Consider the following 20,615-nt stretch of genomic DNA (forward strand, 5'->3'; position numbering starts at 1 on the left):
TTCCATGGGGCGCTACGTCGCGCGGCGACTGCTCCAGATGATCCCGGTCTTCATTGGGACCACTCTTCTCATTTTCTTGATGGTCAACGTGCTTCCCGGCGACCCGGTACGGGCGCTGTGGGGGGACAAGCCGCCGGACCCGGCGCAGATGGAGGCCATTCGCCACCAGCGCGGGCTCGACCTGCCGCTCTGGCAGCAGTATCTGCACTACATGAAGAACCTGGCCGTCGGTGACCTGGGCACCAACATCGGTGGCCGGCCGGTCGGCGACATCCTCAGCCAGGCGTTCCCCGTCACCGTGCGGCTCGCCCTGCTGGCCTTCGGCATCGAGATGATCCTCGGCATCGCCCTCGGCATGCTCGCGGGCGTGCGCCGCGGCCGTGTCGTGGACAACCTGATCCTGGTCTTCACGCTGCTCGTCATCTCGGTTCCGGTGTTCGTGCTCGGCTACATCGTCCAGACGGTGTTCGGACTGCAACTCAAGTGGACCGAGCCAACGGTCCAGGACGCCACGGACATCACCCAGTTGATCCTTCCGGCGCTCGTGCTCGGCTCGCTCTCGCTCGCGTACGTGGCGCGTCTGACGCGCACGAGCATCGCGGAGAACCTGCGCGCCGACTACATCCGCACCGCCGTCGCCAAGGGCCTGCCCAAGAGCCGGATCATGACGCGGCACCTGCTGCGCAACTCGCTGATCCCGGTCGTGACCTTCCTCGGCACCGACATCGGCACCCTGATGGGCGGCGCGGTCGTCACCGAAGGCATTTTCAACGTGCCGGGCGTCGGGAACACCCTGTACGACGCGCTCGCACGCCGTGAGGGCCAGGTCATCGTCGGCACCGTGACCATCCTGGTGCTCGTCTACCTGGCCGCGAGTCTGATCGTCGACCTGCTCTACGCGGTCCTGGACCCGAGGATCCGTTATGCCTGAGACCATCAAGACCAGTAGTACGGACGGGACGCCCGACATCGCCGCCGACATCCCGGCGACGGTCGCCGAGGCCGCGGGCCCGGCGCCCGGCAAGCCCCGCTCGCTTGCCGCCGACGCCTGGCGGGATCTGCGCCGCAACCCGTTCTTCGTGATATCGGCCGTGCTCATCCTGTTGCTCGTGGCCATCGCGATCTTCCCGGGCTGGTTCACCAGCGCCGACCCGAACAAGGGCGATCTGCGCAACCACTTCCAGGAGAAGCCGAGTTACACGCACTTCTTCCAGGCGGAGTGGTTCGGTTACGACACCCAGGGCCGCTCCATCTACGCGCGTGTCCTCTTCGGTGCCCGCAACTCCATCACCGTCGGCATCCTCGTCACCCTCGCGGTGTCGATCGTCGGGTCCGTGCTCGGCATGCTCGCGGGCTACTTCGGCGGCATCTGGGACGCGATCATCTCCCGGCTCACCGACGTGTTCTTCGGCATTCCGTTCCTGCTCGGCACGATGGTCGTGATGAACGCCGTGACCGACCGGACGGTGTGGACGGTGGTGGGCGCGCTCGCCCTGCTCGGCTGGACCCAGATCACCCGTGTCATGCGCGGTTCGGTGATCACCACCAAACACTCCGACTACGTGGTGGCCGCCAGAGCCCTCGGTGCGAGTACCTGGCGCATCCTGATCCGGCACATCCTGCCGAACGCGGCCGCACCCGTGATCGTCGTCGCCACGATCGCCCTGGGCGGTTACATCACGGCCGAGGCGACCCTCTCCTTCCTCGGCATGGGCCTCTCGGACGACGCGATCTCCTGGGGCAGCGACATCTCCGACGCCGCCAAGCAGCTGCGCAACAACCCGTACATGCTGTTCTTCCCGGCCGGCATGCTGAGCCTGACCGTCCTGGCGTTCATCATGCTGGGCGACGCCGTACGCGACGCCCTCGACCCCAAGCTGCGCTGAGGGAGGCGTACGTGACCACCATCGAAAAGCAGGCGGACGTGCCCGCCCCGCGGAGCGGCGAGACCGCGCCGCTCCTCGAAGTCAGGGACCTGCACGTCGAGTTCCACACGCGCGAGGGCGTGGCCAAGGCCGTCAACGGTGTCAACTACACCGTCGAGGCCGGTGAGACGCTCGCCGTGCTCGGCGAGTCGGGCTCCGGCAAGTCCGTGACCGCGCAGGCGATCATGGGCATCCTCGACATGCCGCCGGGCCGCATTCCGCAGGGCGAGGTCCTCTTCCGCGGCCAGGACATGCTGAAGATGTCCAACGAGGAGCGCCGGAAGGTCCGCGGCCGCAAGATCGCGATGATCTTCCAGGACGCGCTCAGCTCCCTGAACCCGGTGCTCAGCGTGGGCTACCAGCTGGGCGAGATGTTCCGGGTGCACCAGGGCGCCAGCCGCAAGGAGGCCAAGGCCAAGGCCATCGAGCTGATGGACAAGGTCAAGATCCCGGCCGCCAAGGAGCGGGTGGACGACTACCCGCACCAGTTCTCGGGCGGCATGCGCCAGCGCATCATGATCGCGATGGCGCTCGCCCTCGAACCGGACCTGATCATCGCCGACGAGCCCACCACGGCCCTCGACGTGACGGTCCAGGCGCAGGTCATGGATCTGCTCGCGGAGCTCCAGCGCGAGTACAACATGGGCCTGATCCTCATCACCCACGACCTCGGCGTGGTCGCGGACGTGGCGGACAAGATCGCCGTCATGTACGCGGGCCGGATCGTGGAGACGGCACCGGTGCACGAGCTGTACAAGCGCCCGGCGCACCCGTACACGCGAGGTCTGCTCGACTCGATCCCGCGCCTGGACCAGAAGGGCCAGGAGCTGTACGCGATCAAGGGTCTGCCGCCCAACCTCCTGAAGATCCCCTCGGGTTGCGCGTTCAACCCGCGCTGTCCGAAGGCGCAGGACATCTGCCGCACCGAGATCCCGACGCTCGCCCCGGTCACGGAGCGGGACGGCGGGGAGCTCGTCGGCCGCGGCAGCGCGTGCCACTTCTGGAAGGAGACGATCCATGGCTGAGAACCTCAAGAAGGACGCCCCGGACGTCACCGACGCCACGCCGAACGTCACCGAGGTCGAAACGGTCGACGCGGCGACGCCCGAGGAGGCCGTCGCGGCCATCGAGGCCCCCGTCGAGCGCGGCGAGCCGATCCTCCAGGTCCGCAATCTGGTGAAGCACTTCCCGCTGACCCAGGGCATCCTGATCAAGCGCCAGATCGGCGCGGTGAAGGCGGTCGACGGCATCTCGTTCGACCTCTACCAGGGCGAGACCCTCGGCATCGTGGGCGAGTCCGGCTGTGGCAAGTCCACGGTCGCCAAGCTCCTGATGACCCTGGAGCGGGCCACCGCGGGCGAGGTCTTCTACAAGGGCCAGGACATCACCAAGCTGTCCGGCCGGGCCCTGAAGGCGGTCCGCCGGAACATCCAGATGGTGTTCCAGGACCCGTACACCTCGCTCAACCCGCGCATGACGGTGGGCGACATCATCGGGGAGCCCTTCGAGATCCACCCCGAGGTGGCCCCGAAGGGCGACCGGCGCCGCAAGGTCCAGGAGCTCCTGGACGTGGTCGGCCTCAACCCCGAGTACATCAACCGCTACCCGCACCAGTTCTCCGGCGGTCAGCGCCAGCGCATCGGCATCGCCCGCGGCCTGGCCCTCAACCCCGAGATCATCATCTGCGACGAGCCGGTCTCGGCCCTGGACGTCTCCGTCCAGGCCCAGGTCATCAATCTGATGGAGAAGCTCCAGGACGAGTTCAACCTGTCCTACGTCTTCATCGCGCACGACCTGTCGATCGTCCGGCACATCTCGGACCGCGTGGGCGTGATGTACCTCGGCAAGATGGCCGAGATCGGCTCCGACGAGCAGATCTACGACCACCCGACGCACCCGTACACGCAGGCGCTCCTCTCGGCCGTCCCGGTCCCCGACCCGGAGGCCCGCGAGGGCCGCGAGCGCATCATCCTCACCGGCGACGTCCCGTCCCCGGCCAATCCGCCGTCGGGCTGCCGCTTCCGCACCCGCTGCTGGAAGGCGCAGGACAAGTGCGCCGAGGAGATCCCGCTGCTCGCGATCCCCGAGCGCTTCAAGAACGCGGACACCCCGGCCGCCCACGAGTCGGCGTGCCACTTCGCGGAGGAGAAGGACGTGGTGCACGCGGCCTGACGCCGCACGCACGAGCGAACGCGGGAGCCCCCGGCCGCATCCGGCCGGGGGCTCCCGCGTTCGCTCACCTCATCCCTGCTCGGGCCTGGCGCAGCAGCTCGGCGGCGGGGGTGAGCCGGAACGTGCCGTCCTCCCGCTCGTGGAGGACGTCGCGGCTCGCGAGCGGCCGCAGCACGCGCCGCAGCGGCCCCGCCCGGACGCCCGCGCCGTCGGCGGGAGGCGGTGCGGCACAGGGGCCAGGGGGCTGTTCGGCTGGGCAACGTACGACTCCCCCTCCAGAGGAGGAACTGCCGCCAGCGTGACAGCGCGGCCCCAGGCTGTCACGGGCGCCCGGCCCCTTCGGATGCGTGCATCCGGAGGGCCTTCTCCCTCATACGGCCGGGCTAAATGTGCCGCTTGCCCCCTATAACGCGATATTGGCGATAGTGCGCGCGCCAGGCGCGTGGTGGAGGCGAGGAGGCAGTTCATGCGTGGAGCCACGCACGCCAAGTGGGCCGCTTGTGCGGCGGCGGTCGCGCTCGCGGCGACAGCCTGTGGTGGCGGAGGCGGTGGCGGCGACAGCTCGGGGGTCGTGAGCTCCTCCTGGGGCGATCCGCAGAACCCCCTGGAGCCCGCCAACACCAACGAGGTGCAGGGCGGCAAGGTCCTCGACATGCTCTTCCGGGGGCTCAAGCGGTACGACCCGAAGACCGGCGAGGCCAAGGACATGGTCGCGGAGTCCATCGAGACCGAGGACTCGCAGACGTACACCGTCAAGGTCAAGGACGGGTGGAAGTTCAGCAACGGCGAGGCCGTCACCTCGAAGTCGTTCGTGGACGCCTGGAACTACGGGGCGCACCTCAAGAACAACCAGAAGGGCGCCTACTTCTTCGGCTACATCGAGGGCTACGACAAGGTCCACCCGGAGAAGGGCGACCCCAGCGCGGACACCCTCTCGGGCCTGAAGGTCGTCGACGCGCGGACCTTCACCGTCAAGCTCTCGCAGAAGTTCTCCACCTGGCCCGAGACCCTCGGCTACCCGGCCTTCGCGCCCCTGCCCAAGGCCTTCTTCGACGACCGCGCGGGCTGGCTCGCCAAGCCCGTCGGCAACGGCCCGTACAGCATCAAGTCGTACCAGAAGGGCTCCAAGATGGAGCTCAGGAAGTGGGACGCCTACAGCGGCGACGACAAGGCGGAGAACGGCGGCGTGGACCTCCGGGTCTACACCGACAACAACAGCGCCTACAACGACCTGATGGCGGGGAACCTCGACCTCGTCGACGACATCCCGGCCGCGCAGCTGCGCAACGTCAAGAACGACCTCGGGGACCGGTACATCAACACCCCGGCCGGAATCATCCAGACGCTGGCCTTCGCCTTCTATGACAGCAAGTGGAACAAGCCCGGGGCGGAGAAGGTTCGCAAGGGCCTCTCCATGGCCATCAACCGCGAGCAGATCACCGAGACGATCTTCCAGAAGACGCGGACGCCCGCCAAGGACTGGACCTCGCCCGTGCTCGGCAAGGACGGCGGCTACAGCGACAGCCTGTGCGGCGACGCCTGCGACTACGACGCCGAGCAGGCCAAGAAGCTCGTCGAGGAGGGCGGCGGCATCCCCGGCGGCACCCTGAAGATCTCGTACAACGCGGACACCGGCTCCCACAAGGAGTGGGTGGACGCCGTGTGCAACTCCATCAACAAGGCGCTCGGCAACAACAAGTCCTGCGTCGGCAACTCCGTCGGCACCTTCGCCGACTTCCGCAGCAAGGCCTCCCAGCAGAAGCTGGACGGCGCCTGGCGCGCGGGCTGGCAGATGGACTACCCGCTGATCCAGAACTTCCTCCAGCCGGTGTACTACACCGACGCCCCGTCCAACGACGGCAAGTACAGCAGCGAGGAGTTCGACAAACTCGTGAACGAGGCCAACGCCGAGACCGACACCGGCAAGGCCGTCTCCACCTTCCAGGACGCGGAGAAGGTGCTCGCCAAGGACATGGCGGCCATCCCGCTCTGGTACCAGAACGGCAGCGCCGGCTACTCGGACCGGGTCTCGGACGTGGCCCTGAACCAGTTCAGCGTGCCCGTGTACGCGGAGATCAAGGTCAACTGAGCCGCGCGGAGCGGCCGTCCGGTCCCCAGGACATCCGGGCGGCCGCTCCCCCTACCTCCGGAGCCAGCCCATGGGGCGATATGTGATCCGGCGCCTGCTGCAGATGATCCCGGTCTTCTTCGGCGCCACACTGCTGATCTTCCTGATGGTGAACGTGATGGGCGACCCCATCGCGGGCCTGTGCGGCGACCGCAAGTGCGACCCCGCGACGGCCGCGCAGCTCAAGAAGGAGTTCGGCCTCGATAAGCCCGTCTGGCAGCAGTACGTGACCTACATGGGCAACGTCTTCACCGGCGACTTCGGCACCGCCTTCAACGGGCAGAAGGTCACCGAGCTGATGTCGACCGCGTTCCCCGTGACCATCCGGCTCACGCTCGTCGCCATCGTCTTCGAGATCGTCATCGGCATCAGCCTCGGCGTGCTGACCGGGCTCCGGCGCGGCAGGCCCATCGACACCACGGTGCTCATCCTCACCCTGGTCGTCATCTCGGTGCCGACGTTCGTGACCGGTCTGCTGCTCCAGCTGCTGCTCGGCGTGGAGTGGGGCGTCATCAAACCGGCCGTGTCGGCCGAGGCGACCGTGGACGAGCTGATCGTGCCGGGCCTCGTGCTCGCCTCCGTCTCGCTGGCCTACGTCACCCGGCTCACCCGGACCTCCATCGCCGAGAACCGCCGCGCCGACTACGTCCGCACCGCCGTCGCCAAGGGCCTGCCCCGGCGCCGCGTCGTCCTGCGGCACCTGCTGCGCAACTCCCTCATCCCGGTCGTCACGTTCATCGGCACCGACGTGGGCGCGCTCATGGGCGGCGCGATCGTCACCGAGCGCATCTTCAACATCCACGGCGTCGGCTTCCAGCTCTACCAGGGCATCCTGCGGCAGAGCACCCAGACCGTCGTCGGCTTCGTGACCGTGCTCGTCCTCGTCTTCCTGGTCGCCAACCTCATCGTCGACCTCCTGTACGCCGTACTCGACCCGAGGATCCGCTATGCCTGAACCCCAGGAGCCCGACGGCGCCATTGCCGGCACCGGCGCGGGCGGCGCGATGGACCTCGCCACGAGCGAGGCGACGACGCTCGCCCCCGGCGCCCCCGGCGGCGGGCCCACCGCGCCCGCCCGCAGCCTGTGGTCCGACGCCTGGCACGACCTGCGCCGCAACCCCGTCTTCATCCTCTCGGGCCTGATCATCCTCTTCCTCGTCTTCATCTCCCTGTGGCCCTCGGCGATCGCCTCCGGCGACCCGCTGGACTGCGACCTCGCCAACGCCCAGAAGAGCTCGTCGCCCGGCCACCCCTTCGGCTTCGACGGCCAGGGCTGCGACGTCTACACGAGGACCGTCTACGGGGCCCGCGCCTCGGTCACCGTCGGAGTGTGCGCCACCCTCGGCGTCGCCCTCCTCGGCAGCGTGCTCGGCGGGCTCGCCGGGTTCTTCGGCGGCGTGTGGGACGCGATCCTGTCCCGCATCACCGACATCTTCTTCGCCATCCCGGTGGTGCTCGGCGGTCTCGTCCTGCTCTCCGTGGTCACCTCCAGCACCGTCTGGCCCGTCATCGGCTTCATGGTGCTGCTCGGCTGGCCGCAGATCTCCCGCATCGCCCGCGGCTCGGTGATCACCGCCAAGCAGAACGACTACGTGCAGGCGGCCCGCGCGCTCGGCGCCTCCAACTCCCGGATGCTGCTGCGCCACATCGCGCCCAACGCGGTCGCGCCCGTCATCGTCGTCGCCACCATCGCGCTCGGTACGTACATCGCCCTGGAGGCCACGCTCTCGTACCTGGGCGTCGGTCTGAAGCCGCCGACGGTCAGCTGGGGCATCGACATCTCGGCCGCGTCCGCGTACGTCCGCAACGCCCCGCACATGCTCCTTTGGCCCGCCGGCGCCCTCGCCGTGACCGTGCTCGCGTTCATCATGCTCGGCGACGCGGTGCGCGACGCCCTCGACCCGAAGCTGAGGTAGGCGCCCATGGCACCCACGGCACCCCCGGAATCAGCGCCGGCCGCAGCCGGCGCGGCGGCCCCGCGGGCCACGCTGCTCGAAGTGCGCGATCTGCACGTGGAGTTCCGCACCCGCGACGGCGTCGCCAAGGCCGTCAACGGCGTCGACTACGCCGTCGCGGCGGGCGAGACGCTCGCCGTGCTCGGCGAGTCGGGCTCCGGCAAGTCCGTCACCGCACAGGCCATCATGGGCATCCTCGACACCCCGCCCGGCCGCATCAGCGGCGGCGAGATCCTCTTCCAGGGCCGGGACCTGCTGAAGCTCAAGGAGGACGAACGGCGCAAGGTCCGCGGCGCGGGCATGGCGATGATCTTCCAGGACGCGCTCAGCTCCCTGAACCCTGTGCTCAGCGTCGGCGACCAGCTCGGCGAGATGTTCGTCGTGCACCGCGGCATGTCGCGCAAGGACGCCCGCGCCAAGGCCGTCGAGCTGATGGACCGGGTGCGCATCCCCGCCGCCAGGGAGCGGGTCGGGCAGTACCCGCACCAGTTCAGCGGCGGCATGCGCCAGCGCATCATGATCGCCATGGCGATGGCCCTCGAACCGGCGCTGATCATCGCCGACGAGCCGACGACCGCCCTCGACGTCACCGTCCAGGCCCAGGTGATGGACCTCCTCGCGGAGCTTCAGCGCGAGCTGAACATGGGCCTGATCCTCATCACCCACGACCTGGGCGTGGTCGCCGACGTCGCCGACACCATCGCCGTCATGTACGCGGGCCGCATCGTCGAGAAGGCCCCCGTCCACGAGATCTACAAGGCGCCCGCGCACCCCTACACGCGCGGCCTCCTGGAGTCGATCCCGCGCCTGGACCAGAAGGGCCAGGACCTCTACGCCATCAAGGGCCTGCCGCCCAACCTCACGAACATCCCGCCCGGCTGCGCCTTCAACCCGCGCTGCCCCATGGCCCAGGACGTGTGCCGCACCGACGAACCGCCGCTCGCCAAGGTCACGTACGAGGGGCTCGCGGGGGAGCGGCACAGCGCCTGCCACTTCTGGAAGGAGTGCCTCCGTGGCTGAGCCCATTCTGGAAGTGCGCGGTCTCGTCAAGCACTACCCGCTCACCCAGGGGATCGTGCTGAAGAAGCAGGTCGGCGCCGTCAAGGCCGTCGACGGCGTGGACTTCGACCTGCGGCGCGGGGAAACCCTCGGCATCGTCGGGGAGTCCGGCTGCGGGAAGTCCACCGTCGCCAAGATGCTCGTCAACCTGGAGCGGCCCACGGCGGGTGCGATCCGCTTCAAGGGCGAGGACATCGCGGGGCTCACGGGCCGGGCCCTGAAGGCCGTCCGCCGGAACATCCAGATGGTGTTCCAGGACCCCTACACGTCCCTGAACCCCCGCATGACCGTCGGCGACATCATCGGCGAGCCCTACGAGATCCATCCGGAGGTCGCGCCGAAGGGCTCGCGCCGCACGAAGGTCCAGGACCTCCTCGACGTGGTCGGGCTCAACCCCGAGTACATCAACCGCTATCCGCACCAGTTCTCCGGAGGGCAGCGGCAGCGCATCGGCATCGCGCGCGGCCTCGCCCTGCGCCCGGAGGTCATCGTCGCGGACGAGCCCGTCTCCGCGCTCGACGTGTCGGTGCAGGCGCAGGTGGTGAACCTCCTGGAGCGGCTGCAGAGCGAGTTCGAGCTCTCGTACGTCTTCATCGCGCACGACCTGTCGATCGTGCGGCACATCTCCGACCGGGTCGGGGTCATGTACCTCGGGCGGATCGTCGAGGTCGGCACCGACGAGGAGATCTACGAGCATCCGACGCACCCCTACACCCAGGCGCTGCTCTCCGCCGTGCCCGTGCCCGACCCGCGGGCCCGGGAGCACCGCGAGCGCATCATCCTCAGCGGGGATGTGCCCTCGCCCGCGAACCCGCCCTCGGGCTGCCGGTTCCGGACCCGCTGCTGGAAGGCCCGCGAGCGCTGCGCCCTGGAGGTCCCGGAACTCGCGGTCCCCGCGGAGTTCCGCCTCGCCACGGGGCCTGCGGCGCACGATTCCGCGTGCCATTTCGCGGAGGAGAAACACGTGGTGCCGTAGCCCGCGCGGGACGCCCCTGACCTGGGGGCTCCGCCCCCAGACCCCCGCTCCTCAAACGCCGGAGGGGCTGGATCTTTCAGTAACAGGGCGGCAACACGGGGGACCCCAGGAGGTAAAGAGAGCGCGCCAGCCTGGTGGCGTACGGCCGTGCGGGTGCCGTTGGACCGGCCGGGGGAAGCCATGTGACCCCGGCCGGTCGTCACCGCCTACAGGCCGAGGGACCGCTTCAGGAAGTCGACCTGGAGCAGCAGGAGGTTCTCCGCGACCTGCTCCTGGGGCGTCATGTGCGTGACCCCGGAGAGGGGGAGCACCTCGTGCGGGCGCCCGGCCGCGAGCAGCGCGGAGGAGAGCCGCAGCGCGTGCGCGACGACCACGTTGTCATCGGCGAGGCCGTGGATGACCAGGAGCGGCCGGTGCGGCTCGGCGGGGTCGACGAGCCCTTCGTCGGCGACCAGGGAGCTGGTGCGGTAGGCCTCGGGCGAGGTGGCCGGATCGCCCAGGTACCGCTCCTGGTAGTGCGTGTCGTACAGGCGCAGGTCCGTCACCGGCGCCCCGGCCACCGCCGCGTGGAAGACGTCGGGGCGGCGCAGCACCGCCATCGCCGAGAGGTAGCCGCCGAAGGACCAGCCGCGGATGGCGACGCGGTCCAGGTCGAGCGGGAAGCGCTCGGCGAGGGCGTGCAGGGCCTCCACCTGGTCGTCGAGGGTGCGGGTCAGATCGCCCTTGACGGCCTTCTCCCAGGCGGGCGAGCGGCCCGGTGTCCCGCGCCCGTCGGCGACGACGACCGCGAAGCCCTGGTCGGCGAACCACTGCGAGGTGAGGAAGACGTTCCGCGCGCTGAGCACCCGCTGGGCGTGCGGGCCGCCGTACGGATCCAGGAGGACGGGAAGCCGCGTTCCGGTGGACGGGTCGTACCCCGTCGGAAGCAGAACGGCGCACGGAATCCGCCGTGCGCCCCCCTCGGTGAGGGTCACGCGCGGGGTGAGCCCCGGCTGCTGCGCGTGTGAGACGACGGTCGCGAGCTGCTTGCCGTCGCGCAGCACGCGGACCCGTGAGCCGTAGTGGTCGAGAGTGGCCGAAACGAGCACCGTGACATCACCGGCCCGCACCGCCGAGTGCACCCCGGGCTCCTGCGAGACCCGCTCCACGCCGAGTTCGTTGACGCGGTAGACGTGCACCTCGCCGAGGGCCGGATCGGTGGCGGCCTCACCCGCCGACGCCGAGATCAGCACGGAGTCGTCGGTCACGTCGAGCACGGCGCGGACGTGCAGCTGCGGTCCCGTGAGCGGCCGCTCGCCGACCGCGAGGACCCGTGCGCCGCCCTCGTCCGCGATCCGCACGAGCTGCCCGCTGGGCGACCAGCAGGGCACCCCGGGGAACAGTTCCAGCCAGTCCTCGTCCTCGTCGGCGTGCACCATCCGGGTCGTCCCGGCGTCGGGGTCCACGGCCAGGTACAGCGCGCTGCGCTGGTCGCGGGCCTGGACCAGGAGCAGCGGCGCGCCGCTCGCCGACCAGTGCACGCGGGCCAGGTACGGATAGCGCTCGCGGTCCCAGACGACCTCCGTACGGGCGCCGTCGAGGCCGATCACGAAGAGCCGCACGTCCGCGTTGGGCGTGCCCGCAGCGGGGTACGCGACCTGCTCCGGCTGCCGCTCCGGGTGCGCGGGATCGGCGATCCACCAGCGCCGCACCGGGGTGTCGTCGACCCGCGCGACCAGGAGCCGGTCGGACTCCGGCGACCACCAGAAGCCCCGGGAGCGCTGCATCTCCTCGGCCGCGATGAACTCGGCGAGCCCGTACGTCACCGTGCCCGCCCCGGCGCCCTCCGGCTCCGCGAGCGCCCGGTCGGGGCCGCCGTCGGCGCCCGTGACGCGCAGCGCGCCCTCGGCGACGTAGGCGATGTGCCGCCCGTCAGGGGACGGGCGCGGGTCGATCACCGGGCCCGGCACGGGCAGCTCGCGCGCGGTGCCCGCGCGCAGCTCCGCGGCGAAGAGGCGGCCCGAGAGGGCGAACGCCGCCAGCTCCACCGCCGCGTCCGTGGCGTATCCGACGACTCCGGCGCCGCCCTCGCGGCTGCGCTCGCGGCGCGCCCGCTCGGCGGCGGAGAGCTGCTCGGCGGAGCCGCCGAGCAGCGCCCGCGGATCGGCGGCGACGCGCTCCACGGGGGACCCGTCGGCGGCGAGGTCGAGGACCCAGAGCTGGTTCGCGCGGTCGGTGCCGGACGCGGAGCGGACGAAGACGACGCGCGAGCCGTCCGGCGCGACCGTGAACGCGCGCGGCGTCCCGAGGGAGAAGCGCTGCGTTCGGGCGTGCAGACGCGGGAAGGACAGCCGCTGCGCGGAGGCGTCGGTCTCGTGGTTCTCGGGGTTCAGGGTGGTCATCCCCCGAGCCTAAGTGTGATGCGCCCCCTGTGTTTCGGTGCTCCGACTCATGTGATTCCACGGATAGTTATGATCCGTAGCGCGTGGTGGGTAGGACCTTGCTGGCACGGGTGGAGGACTCCGCCGGCAAGGCAGGGGTGAGGCTCGGGGAAGTGGGAGGTGAACCGGCGTGGTGCTCTCGGTCTCGGTGGTGCTTTTGCTGGCCATCATCGTGGTCATGCTGGTGCGGAAGCAGGGGCTCAAGACGATCCACGCGATCGTCTGCGTCCTGCTCGGGTTCTACCTGGCCAGTTCGTCCGTGGCGCCAACCATCGACGAACTGTCGACGAACCTGGCTGGCGTGATCGAGGACATCGACCCGTAAGGCGCTCTTCATCACCGCTCCCGTGGTGCCGGCCGACCGGCGCGACGGGGGCGGACGTGCGCCGTGCGGGCGGGGCGGGTGCGCCGGGCTCGTAGGCTGTTCCCATGACGGAACCGCCCGCCCGGCGCCTGCTGCTCGTGCACGCGCACCCCGACGACGAGTCGATCAACAACGGCGCGACCATGGCCGCGTACGCGGCCGCCGGTGCCCGTGTCACGTTGGTGACCTGCACGCTCGGCGAGGAGGGCGAGGTCATCCCGGCGGAGCTCGCGCACCTCGCGCCCGACCGCGAGGACGCGCTCGGCGCGTATCGCGTCGGGGAGCTGGCCGCCGCGATGAAGGAGCTCGGCGTCACCGACCACCGCTTCCTCGGCGGCACCGGACGCTACCGCGACTCCGGGATGATGGGCGTGGCGCAGAACCACCGCCCCGGCGCCTTCTGGGCCGCCGACGTGGACGAGGCCGCCGCGCACCTCGTCGAGGTGATCCGCGAGGTGCGGCCGCAGGTGCTCGTCACCTACGACCCCGACGGCGGGTACGGCCACCCCGACCACATTCAGGCGCACCGCGTCGCCATGCGTGCCGCGGACCTCGCGGCCGATCCCGGCTTCCGCGCCGACCTGGGCGAGCCGCACGCCATCGCCAAGGTCTACTGGAACCGCGTGCCGCGCTCGGTCGTCGAGGAGGGCTTCCGGGGCCTCGCGGACGCCCTGCCCGGCTCGCCCTTCACGGCGGTCGCCGCCCTCGCCGACGTGCCGGGCGTGACGGACGACGAGCGGATCACCGCGGAGGCCGGCGGGCCCGCCTTCGGCGCCGCCAAGGCCGCGGCCATGCGGGCCCACGCCACCCAGATCGAGGTGAGCGAGCCGCTGTTCGCGCTGTCGAACGGCCTGGCCCAGCCGATCTTCGTCACCGAGTACTACGAGCTGGTGCGGGGCGAGTCGGGGGCGGCGCCCGGCGCGCGCGAGACCGATCTGTTCGCCGGGCTCGGCACCGAAGGGATGGACCAGTGAGCACGCGATCCAGGGCTTCGTCGGCCGACAAGTCCGCGACGCCTTCCGCCAAGGCGGCCAAGTCGGCCAAGTCGGCCAAGTCGGCCAAATCCACGAAGTCGGCCAAGTCCGCCAAGGCCGTGGGGCCCGCCCCGGCCCCGGCCTCCGGTTCCGGCGCGGCGGCCGCCGCCGTGCCCGGCAGCTTCCTCGCCCAGCCGCTGAACGCCGCCCGGCTCGTGGCGTATGTCGCGCTCTTCCTGCTCGGCGCGGTCGTCGGGGTCGCGGGCGCGCTCGTCCAACAGGGCTGGTTCCCCGGCGGGTTGCTGCTCGCGCTCGCCGGTGCCGCAGGTGCCTTCTACGGCGGCTCGCGCGCCACCGGCACCAGAGCCGGGGCCCTCGCGCCCGCCGGAGGGTGGCTCGCCGCCGTCATGCTGCTCACGGCGACCCGCCCGGAAGGCGACTTCGTGTTCGGGGCCGGACTCGGCTCGTACGTCTTCCTGCTCGGCGGCATGGGCGTGGCTGTGATGTGTGCCACGCTCTGGCAGCGGCCGCAACCGGGCGCGTCCGACGCCCGACTTGGCAAGTGACGTACCACTTGAGACCGTGCCCCGCAGGGGTTTGACGCCGGTCACGGGATGCCTGCCGACGGCGGCCAGTATGGTGGTGCGCGCCGCCGAGCCGCCCGAGTGGTCGAGACGGGCGGCGGAGCCAACCAGGAGAACCTGCCTTGAGTCGTGAAACTGACAGTTCGTCCTCCGGTCCTCACGGGCGCGCGGGAGCCGCGTACCCGTCGGGGACGCCGCCGTACGGCTCGCCCGCCCAGGGCGTCGGCCCGGACGGCGGAACGGACGGCGCCGGGCTCGGGCCCGGCGACCGGCGGTCCGACGAACCGAAGACCGAGACCACCCTGACCACCCGGATCCGGATCAACATCCCCGGATCGCGGCCCATCCCGCCCGTCGTGATGCGCACGCCGGTCGGGGACGCCGACGGGGACAGAGGCACGGAACCGCAGGGCCTGGACGACACCGCCGCGGGTCCGGGCCCCCTGGGCGGCCCTTCCTCGGCGCTGTCCGGCCCCGCTCCGTCCGCCCCCGCCCCCGGGGGGACCGTGAACGGCGGTGCCGCTCCGCAGGCGTCCGCGGGGTCCACCGGAGGTTCCGCTTCCGGCGACGACGGCGGCGAGCCGACGAGCGACTGGTTCGCGCCGCGCAAGGCCTCGCCCAAGGGTCCGTCCACCCCGTCGGCCCCCGCTCCCTCTTCGGGCACCGGTTCGGGTGACTCCGGCACGGGGGCGTACGACGTGTCCGGCGCCGTGGCGAACGGACCGCTGGGCTCCGGCGGGGAGCCGCGCCGCGACGACCTCCCGTACTTCCCCGACGGCGACCGGCCCGCCGGGCCCACCGGGGGACCGGTGACCGGGGACGGCCCGATGATCACGCCGGAGCCTCCGGCCGAGGCAGGGCCCTACGGCGCCGGCGCCGCCGACCCGTACGGCATGGGCACCGACCCCTTCGCGGGCGGCCCCGCGGGCCCCGGCGGCCCCGGCCGTCTCAGCGACGACACCGCGATCCTCACGCCGCAGAAGCCCGTGCCCGGCGCGGGCGGCCCCCGGCCGCCCGCTCCCGGGGGCCCCGGTGCCCCCGGAGGCAACGTCTCCGGTGACACGCTGAACAGCGGCATCCCGGTCGTACCGCCCGCCCAGAACGCGCCGTTCGCGCCCGGCGCGCCCGGCGAGGGACCGGTGCCGCACACGCCGCCGAAGCTGCCCGAGCCCGTGCAGCAGAAGGCCCCGGCCGCCCCGGCGTCCAAGAAGGCCAAGAAGAAGGGCCGCAGCAAGCTCGTCATGCTCGCCGGGCTCGTCGTGGTCGCCGGCTGCGGCGCGTACGGCGCGGGCCTCCTGATGAACCACGCGGACGTGCCGAAGGGCACCACCGTCCTCGGCGTCGACATCGGCGGCGGCACCCGCGACGAGGCCGTCAAGAAGCTCGACGCGGCGCTCGGCGAGCGCGTCAACAAGCCGCTCAAGCTGACGGTCGGCGGCGACACGGTCACCCTCAAGCCGGACCAGTCCGGGCTCACGCTCGACAGCCAGGCCACGGTCCGCGCCGCCGCGGGCAGCGACTACAACCCGGTGTCGGTGATCGGCGGCCTGTTCGGCGGCGAGCGCGTCGTCGAGCCGGAGATGCCCGTCGACGAGGAGAAGCTGGCGGCCGCCCTGGAGCGCGCCGCGGGCGGCTCCGGCTCCGCCAAGGAGGGTACGGTCAAGTTCGTGCCCGGCAAGGCCGTCGCCGTGCACGGCAGGGCGGGCAAGGGCATCGACGCCGAGAAGGCGTCGGCCGCGGTCGCGGAGGCGTACAAGAAGCAGGTCGAGACCGGCAGCGCGGGCAGCGTCGCGGTGCCCGTGACCAACCGCAAGCCGACCGTCTCGGACGCCGAGGTCGACCGGTTCATGCGGGAGTTCGCCAAGCCCGCCATGTCCGGCAACGTCACGATCAAGGCGGGCGCGAGCGAGGGCATCCCCCTCGGCCCCGCGCGGTCGCTGCCGCAGGTCCTCGGCGTGAAGGCCGTGAACGGCAAGCTCGTCGAGACGTACGACCTCAAGGCGCTCAAGGCGCTCTACGGCAGCACCTACGACGGCGTCCTGGTCCAGCGCGGCAACGGCAAGAAGACGCCGGTCCAGCCGACGGACGTCGCCCAGGCCATGGGCAAGGCGCTGCGCGGCAAGACGCCCGCCGAGCGGATCGGCGTGATCGAGACCAACGTGAGCTAGCCGCTCCGCTGGATCCGCCGCGACGGGCCCGCCGGTCGGCCGCGGGCCCGTCATGACTTCCGCATGACATCTGTCATGCGGAAGTCACCACACACGACACTGCCGCCGCACCGCTCTGACCAGCGACGATGTTGCACATGACGACGACAGTGACAACGGCGGCGAGCCCCTCGGCGGCCTCGGCGAGCGCCGTGCGGTTCGACGCGGTGACCAAGTCCTACGGCGACGTACGGGCCGTCGACGGCCTCAGCCTCGATCTGCGGCCCGGCGAGACGGTGGCGCTGCTCGGGCCGAACGGCGCGGGCAAGTCGTCCACCCTCGATCTGCTCCTCGGCCTGCGCCGCCCGGACAGCGGCACGGTCAGCGTGTTCGGCACCGGACCGCGCGAGGCGATCACCGCGGGCCGCGTCGGGGCGATGCTCCAGAGCGGCGGCCTCATGGACGACGTCTCGGTGCGCGAACTGGTGAGCCTCGCCTGCGCTTTGCACCCGCGTCCGTACCGCGTGAACGACGTCCTCGCGCACGCGGGCGTCACACAGATCGCGGACCGCAAGGTCAACCGGCTCTCCGGCGGCCAGGAGCAGCGCGTCCGGTTCGCACTCGCCACCGCGGGGGCCAACGACCTGATCGTCCTCGACGAGCCGACCACCGGCATGGACGTCAGCGCCCGCAAGGCCTTCTGGGCGACCATGCGGGAGCAGGCGGACCAGGGCCGCGCGGTCCTGTTCGCCACGCACTACCTGGAGGAGGCCGACGCGATCGCGGACCGCGTCCTGGTGCTGCACCGCGGCCGCCTCCTCGCCGACGGCACCGCCGCCGAGATCAAGGCGCGGGCGGGGGCCCGCAAGGTCAGCTTCGACCTCCAGGAGCTGACCGGCCCCGGCGGCGACCTCACCGCAGCGCTGCGCGGCCTTCCGCACGTCAGCGCGCTCGACGTGTCCGGGCGCACGGTCCGGCTCCAGTCCACCGACGCCGACGCCACCGTGCACGCGCTGTACGCCCTCGGCGTCTACCCCCGCAACCTGGAGGTCGCGGGCCTGGGCCTGGAGCAGGCCTTCGTCGCGATCACCGAGGCCGAGGAGGCGAAGGCGGCATGACCGGCACCTCCACCACCCCGCGCCCCGGCACCACCCTGCACCCCGACACGACCCCGGAGATCGACGTGACCACGGCGACGCACACGACCACGGCACGGGCGGGCGCCCGGCGGGGCGCGGCGGGCTTCTCCTCCGCCGCCCTCGTCACGCTGGAGATCAAGCGCTCCCTGCGCAACCGGAAGTTCCTGTTCTTCTCGGTGCTCTTCCCGGCGCTGCTCTTCCTCATCACCGCGGGCGGCCAGGACGCCGACGCCACGATGCCCGGCAGCGGGGGGCTGAGCGTGCCCGCGTACCTGATGGTGTCGATGGCCTCCTTCGGAGCGCTCACCGCCGTCCTGATGGGCAACAGCGAGCGCATCGCGCAGGAGCGCGAGAACGGCTGGGTGCGCCAGCTGCGCCTGACCAGCCTGCCGGGCCGCGGCTACGTGTTGGCCAAGACGGGCAGCGCCGCCGTCGTCAGCCTGCCGTCGATCGTCGTGGTCTTCGTGGCCGGAGCGGTCGTCAAGGGCGTCCGCCTGGACGCCTGGCAGTGGCTGGCCCTGACCGGCTCGATCTGGGCGGGCAGCCTGTGCTTCGCCGCGCTCGGCGTGGCCGTCGGCTACCTCGCCACCAGCGACACGGCCCGGCCGATCGCGATGATCCTCTACTTCACCCTGTCGGTGCTCGGCGGCCTGTGGATGCCCTCGACGACCTTCCCGCACTGGCTCCAGACCGTCGGCGAGTGGCTGCCCACGCACGCGTACGCGGCGCTCGGCCGCGCCATCGAGCTGGGCGGCGCCCCGCACGCCAAGGATGTCGTACTGCTCGGCGCGTACTTCGCGGCCTTCGCCGCGGGCGCGGCCTGGCTGTACCGGAAGGACACACTGAAGGCGTGAACGAACCACTGGACCTCGCGGACCGCCACCCCCTGCAGAGCTTCGGCAGGCCCGTCACGGACCGCCGCGCCGCCCGCGCGAAGGCCGGCTGGATCGGCATCTGGCTGATCTTCATGGCGGCACCGGTGAAGGACCTGGCCGACGGCGGCCGCTCCACGGCGGCGACGGTCCTCGGCGCGCTCGGGCTCGCCGCGTTCATCGGGTGCTACCTCACCCTGGTCTTCAGGTACACGACGCGGGTGCTCGCCTGGCGCTGGGCGTACGTGACGTACGCGGCCCTCGTCCTCCTCGCGGCCGCCCTGTCCACCTGGATGGACTCCGCCTGGCTCGGCCTGTGGGTGTACGTCGCGGTCTCCGCGGGCGCCGTCCTGCCGGCGGGGCAGGCCCTGTGGGTGATCCCGGCCGTCACCGGGGCGATGACCGCGATCGGCGTGTACGCGCAGGGCGTGGGCGCCGCGGACCTGATCACCGGCCTCGGCGTGACGACGTTCCTCGTCGGCTTCGCGATGACCGGCGTCCGCCATCTGATCCGCACGACCGTCCAGCTCCGCCAGGCCCGCGCCACCGTCGCCCAGCTCGCCGCGAACGAGGAGCGCCTGCGCCTGGCCCGCGACCTGCACGACCTGCTCGGCCACTCGCTGTCCCTGATCACGCTGAAGAGCGAGCTCGCCGGGCGGATGCTGCCCGACCACCCGGACCGGGCCGCCCAGCAGGTGGCCGACATCGAGCAGGTCAGCCGCCAGGCCCTGGTGGACGTCCGCGAGGCGGTCACCGGCTACCGCAGGCTCACCCTGCCGGGCCAGCTCGCCGGGGCCCGCACCGCGCTGACCGCCGCGGGCGTCGAGGCCGTCGTACCGCTGGAGGAGGCCCCGGAGGCGCTCGACGAGGAGCGGGAGGCCGCGCTCGCCTGGGCGCTGCGCGAGGCCGTGACGAACGTCGTGCGCCACAGCGGCGCGAGCCGCTGCGCGGTCACGCTCACCCGGCGCCAGACCCTCGCGGGCCCGGTGCTCGAACTGGCCGTGGAGGACGACGGCGTGGGCCCCGCGGCGGGCGGCGGCCACGGCAACGGCCTGACCGGGCTCACCGAGCGCCTGGAGGCCGTCGGCGGCGTCCTGGAGGTGGGCTCCGGCGGCGGACGCAAGGGCCGCGGCTTCCGGCTCGCCGCGCGCGTGCCGCTGGCCGCGGACCCGGCGGGGGCCGCCGCCGAGGCCGCTCTAGGATCACCCGCATGACCGGCACCCACACCCCCGCCGACCCCGGCGACGCCAGCGACCCCACGGGCACCGACGCCGCGGGCGGCCCCGTCCGGGTGCTGCTCGCCGAGGACCAGTCCATGGTCCGCGAGGCGCTCGCGGCGCTGCTCGGCCTGGAGCCGGACATCGAGGTCGTCGCGCAGGTGGCGCGCGGCGACGAGGTGCTCGCGGCCGCCCGCGCCCACCCCGTGGACGTGGCGCTCCTCGACATCGAGATGCCGGGCCGCACGGGCATCGAGGCGGCGGCGGAGCTGCGCGCCGCGCTGCCGGAGGTGAAGGTCGTCGTCCTCACCACCTTCGGCCGCCCCGGCTATCTGCGCAGCGCCATGGAGGCCGGGGCCGTGGCCTTCCTGGTGAAGGACGCGCCCGCCGCCCAGCTCGCCGACGCCGTGCGCCGCGTCCTCGCGGGCGAGCGCGTCATCGACCCCACGCTGGCCGCGGCGGCCCTCGCCGAGGGCGCCAACCCGCTGACCGACCGCGAGCGGGAGGTCCTGCGCGCCGCCGCCGACGGCTCCACCAACGCCGAGCTGGCCGCCGCCCTCCAGCTGTCCCAGGGCACCGTCCGCAACTACCTGTCGACGGCCATCCAGAAGCTCGCCGCGCGCAACCGCGCGGATGCGGTACGCGTCGCCCGGGACAAGGGCTGGCTCTGAACTCCCCTTCCA

Annotated in this window: 18 protein-coding genes; 17 read left to right on the top strand and 1 reads right to left on the bottom strand. The window is 71.7% G+C overall.

The features are described 5' to 3' along the window. Nucleotides 1–4 precede the first annotated feature (4 nt). The 9 genes from CP982_RS27105 to CP982_RS27145 all read left to right on the top strand — a co-directional run bounded on the left by CP982_RS27105 (nucleotide 5) and on the right by CP982_RS27145 (nucleotide 10,215). Nucleotides 5–931 carry an ABC transporter permease gene (locus CP982_RS27105; RefSeq protein ID WP_150512864.1) on the top strand — a complete coding sequence of 309 codons (927 nt, stop codon included), beginning with the start codon at nucleotides 5–7 and terminating at the stop codon, nucleotides 929–931. Then, entirely contained in the window at nucleotides 924–1,886 is a 963-nt protein-coding gene (locus CP982_RS27110; protein WP_150512865.1) for an ABC transporter permease, read from the top strand. Before CP982_RS27105 ends, CP982_RS27110 begins: the two co-directional genes overlap by 8 nt. An 11-nt stretch (nucleotides 1,887–1,897) precedes the next feature. Next, nucleotides 1,898–2,950: an ABC transporter ATP-binding protein gene (locus CP982_RS27115; protein WP_150512866.1), complete on the top strand. Its 1,053-nt coding sequence runs from the start codon at nucleotides 1,898–1,900 to the stop codon at nucleotides 2,948–2,950. Beyond that, nucleotides 2,943–4,097, top strand: a complete 1,155-nt coding sequence (locus CP982_RS27120; RefSeq protein WP_150512867.1) for an ABC transporter ATP-binding protein — start codon at nucleotides 2,943–2,945, stop codon at nucleotides 4,095–4,097. Before CP982_RS27115 ends, CP982_RS27120 begins: the two co-directional genes overlap by 8 nt. Before the next feature lie 466 nt (nucleotides 4,098–4,563). Then, nucleotides 4,564–6,186 carry a peptide ABC transporter substrate-binding protein gene (locus tag CP982_RS27125; RefSeq protein WP_150512868.1) on the top strand — a complete coding sequence of 541 codons (1,623 nt, stop codon included), beginning with the start codon at nucleotides 4,564–4,566 and terminating at the stop codon, nucleotides 6,184–6,186. 70 nt (nucleotides 6,187–6,256) lie between these two features. Continuing rightward, entirely contained in the window at nucleotides 6,257–7,180 is a 924-nt protein-coding gene (locus CP982_RS27130; protein ID WP_150512869.1) for an ABC transporter permease, read from the top strand. Continuing rightward, nucleotides 7,173–8,141 carry an ABC transporter permease gene (locus CP982_RS27135; protein WP_150512870.1) on the top strand — a complete coding sequence of 323 codons (969 nt, stop codon included), beginning with the start codon at nucleotides 7,173–7,175 and terminating at the stop codon, nucleotides 8,139–8,141. The genes CP982_RS27130 and CP982_RS27135 overlap by 8 nt, the downstream gene beginning before the upstream one ends. 6 nt (nucleotides 8,142–8,147) lie before the next feature. Continuing rightward, nucleotides 8,148–9,200 (top strand): ABC transporter ATP-binding protein, encoded by a 1,053-nt coding sequence (locus CP982_RS27140; protein ID WP_229878507.1) that lies wholly within the window; start codon nucleotides 8,148–8,150, stop codon nucleotides 9,198–9,200. After that, nucleotides 9,193–10,215 (top strand): ABC transporter ATP-binding protein, encoded by a 1,023-nt coding sequence (locus CP982_RS27145; RefSeq protein WP_150512871.1) that lies wholly within the window; start codon nucleotides 9,193–9,195, stop codon nucleotides 10,213–10,215. The genes CP982_RS27140 and CP982_RS27145 overlap by 8 nt, the downstream gene beginning before the upstream one ends. Before the next feature lie 206 nt (nucleotides 10,216–10,421). On the opposite strand, the gene CP982_RS27150 is transcribed toward CP982_RS27145, so the two are convergent. Continuing rightward, the gene (locus CP982_RS27150) at nucleotides 10,422–12,596 is read right to left on the bottom strand and encodes a S9 family peptidase (RefSeq protein WP_150512872.1); all 2,175 of its coding nucleotides are present in this window, start codon (nucleotides 12,594–12,596) and stop codon (nucleotides 10,422–10,424) included. Between the two features lie 169 nt (nucleotides 12,597–12,765). On the opposite strand from CP982_RS27150, the gene CP982_RS27155 reads away from it, so the two are divergent. The 8 genes from CP982_RS27155 (at nucleotide 12,766) to CP982_RS27195 (ending at nucleotide 20,603) form a co-directional block, all read left to right on the top strand. Further along, nucleotides 12,766–12,960, top strand: a complete 195-nt coding sequence (locus tag CP982_RS27155; RefSeq protein ID WP_144320756.1) for a hypothetical protein — start codon at nucleotides 12,766–12,768, stop codon at nucleotides 12,958–12,960. Nucleotides 12,961–13,064: 104 nt separating this feature from the next. After that, entirely contained in the window at nucleotides 13,065–13,973 is a 909-nt protein-coding gene (gene mshB / locus CP982_RS27160) for an N-acetyl-1-D-myo-inositol-2-amino-2-deoxy-alpha-D-glucopyranoside deacetylase (protein ID WP_150512873.1), read from the top strand. A 170-nt stretch (nucleotides 13,974–14,143) separates the two neighbouring features. Next, nucleotides 14,144–14,539, top strand: a complete 396-nt coding sequence (locus tag CP982_RS27165; RefSeq protein WP_150515734.1) for a DUF6113 family protein — start codon at nucleotides 14,144–14,146, stop codon at nucleotides 14,537–14,539. 140 nt (nucleotides 14,540–14,679) lie between these two features. Further along, nucleotides 14,680–16,725: a hypothetical protein gene (locus CP982_RS27175; RefSeq protein WP_170316496.1), complete on the top strand. Its 2,046-nt coding sequence runs from the start codon at nucleotides 14,680–14,682 to the stop codon at nucleotides 16,723–16,725. Between the two features lie 137 nt (nucleotides 16,726–16,862). After that, the gene (locus tag CP982_RS27180; protein ID WP_150512875.1) at nucleotides 16,863–17,822 is read left to right on the top strand and encodes an ABC transporter ATP-binding protein; all 960 of its coding nucleotides are present in this window, start codon (nucleotides 16,863–16,865) and stop codon (nucleotides 17,820–17,822) included. Next, nucleotides 17,819–18,697 (top strand): ABC transporter permease, encoded by an 879-nt coding sequence (locus CP982_RS27185; RefSeq protein ID WP_150512876.1) that lies wholly within the window; start codon nucleotides 17,819–17,821, stop codon nucleotides 18,695–18,697. The genes CP982_RS27180 and CP982_RS27185 overlap by 4 nt, the downstream gene beginning before the upstream one ends. Continuing rightward, nucleotides 18,694–19,929: a sensor histidine kinase gene (locus tag CP982_RS27190; RefSeq protein WP_372503420.1), complete on the top strand. Its 1,236-nt coding sequence runs from the start codon at nucleotides 18,694–18,696 to the stop codon at nucleotides 19,927–19,929. The genes CP982_RS27185 and CP982_RS27190 overlap by 4 nt, the downstream gene beginning before the upstream one ends. Further along, the gene (locus CP982_RS27195; protein ID WP_150512877.1) at nucleotides 19,926–20,603 is read left to right on the top strand and encodes a response regulator transcription factor; all 678 of its coding nucleotides are present in this window, start codon (nucleotides 19,926–19,928) and stop codon (nucleotides 20,601–20,603) included. Before CP982_RS27190 ends, CP982_RS27195 begins: the two co-directional genes overlap by 4 nt. Nucleotides 20,604–20,615: the final 12 nt, after the last annotated feature.

This window comes from Streptomyces spectabilis (genome assembly GCF_008704795.1).
GTDB classification, from domain to species: domain Bacteria; phylum Actinomycetota; class Actinomycetes; order Streptomycetales; family Streptomycetaceae; genus Streptomyces; species Streptomyces spectabilis.

Bases quoted from the DNA above. Each gene is read 5' to 3' on its own strand.
- CP982_RS27105 (WP_150512864.1), top strand. From the start codon at position 5: ATGGGGCGCTACGTCGCGCGGCGACTGCTCCAGATGATCCCGGTCTTC.
- CP982_RS27110 (WP_150512865.1), top strand. From the start codon at position 924: ATGCCTGAGACCATCAAGACCAGTAGTACGGACGGGACGCCCGACATC.
- CP982_RS27120 (WP_150512867.1), top strand. From the start codon at position 2,943: ATGGCTGAGAACCTCAAGAAGGACGCCCCGGACGTCACCGACGCCACG.
- CP982_RS27125 (WP_150512868.1), top strand. From the start codon at position 4,564: ATGCGTGGAGCCACGCACGCCAAGTGGGCCGCTTGTGCGGCGGCGGTC.
- CP982_RS27130 (WP_150512869.1), top strand. From the start codon at position 6,257: ATGGGGCGATATGTGATCCGGCGCCTGCTGCAGATGATCCCGGTCTTC.
- CP982_RS27135 (WP_150512870.1), top strand. From the start codon at position 7,173: ATGCCTGAACCCCAGGAGCCCGACGGCGCCATTGCCGGCACCGGCGCG.
- CP982_RS27140 (WP_229878507.1), top strand. From the start codon at position 8,148: ATGGCACCCACGGCACCCCCGGAATCAGCGCCGGCCGCAGCCGGCGCG.
- CP982_RS27150 (WP_150512872.1), bottom strand. From the start codon at position 12,596: ATGACCACCCTGAACCCCGAGAACCACGAGACCGACGCCTCCGCGCAG.
- mshB (WP_150512873.1), top strand. From the start codon at position 13,065: ATGACGGAACCGCCCGCCCGGCGCCTGCTGCTCGTGCACGCGCACCCC.
- CP982_RS27180 (WP_150512875.1), top strand. From the start codon at position 16,863: ATGACGACGACAGTGACAACGGCGGCGAGCCCCTCGGCGGCCTCGGCG.
- CP982_RS27185 (WP_150512876.1), top strand. From the start codon at position 17,819: ATGACCGGCACCTCCACCACCCCGCGCCCCGGCACCACCCTGCACCCC.
- CP982_RS27195 (WP_150512877.1), top strand. From the start codon at position 19,926: ATGACCGGCACCCACACCCCCGCCGACCCCGGCGACGCCAGCGACCCC.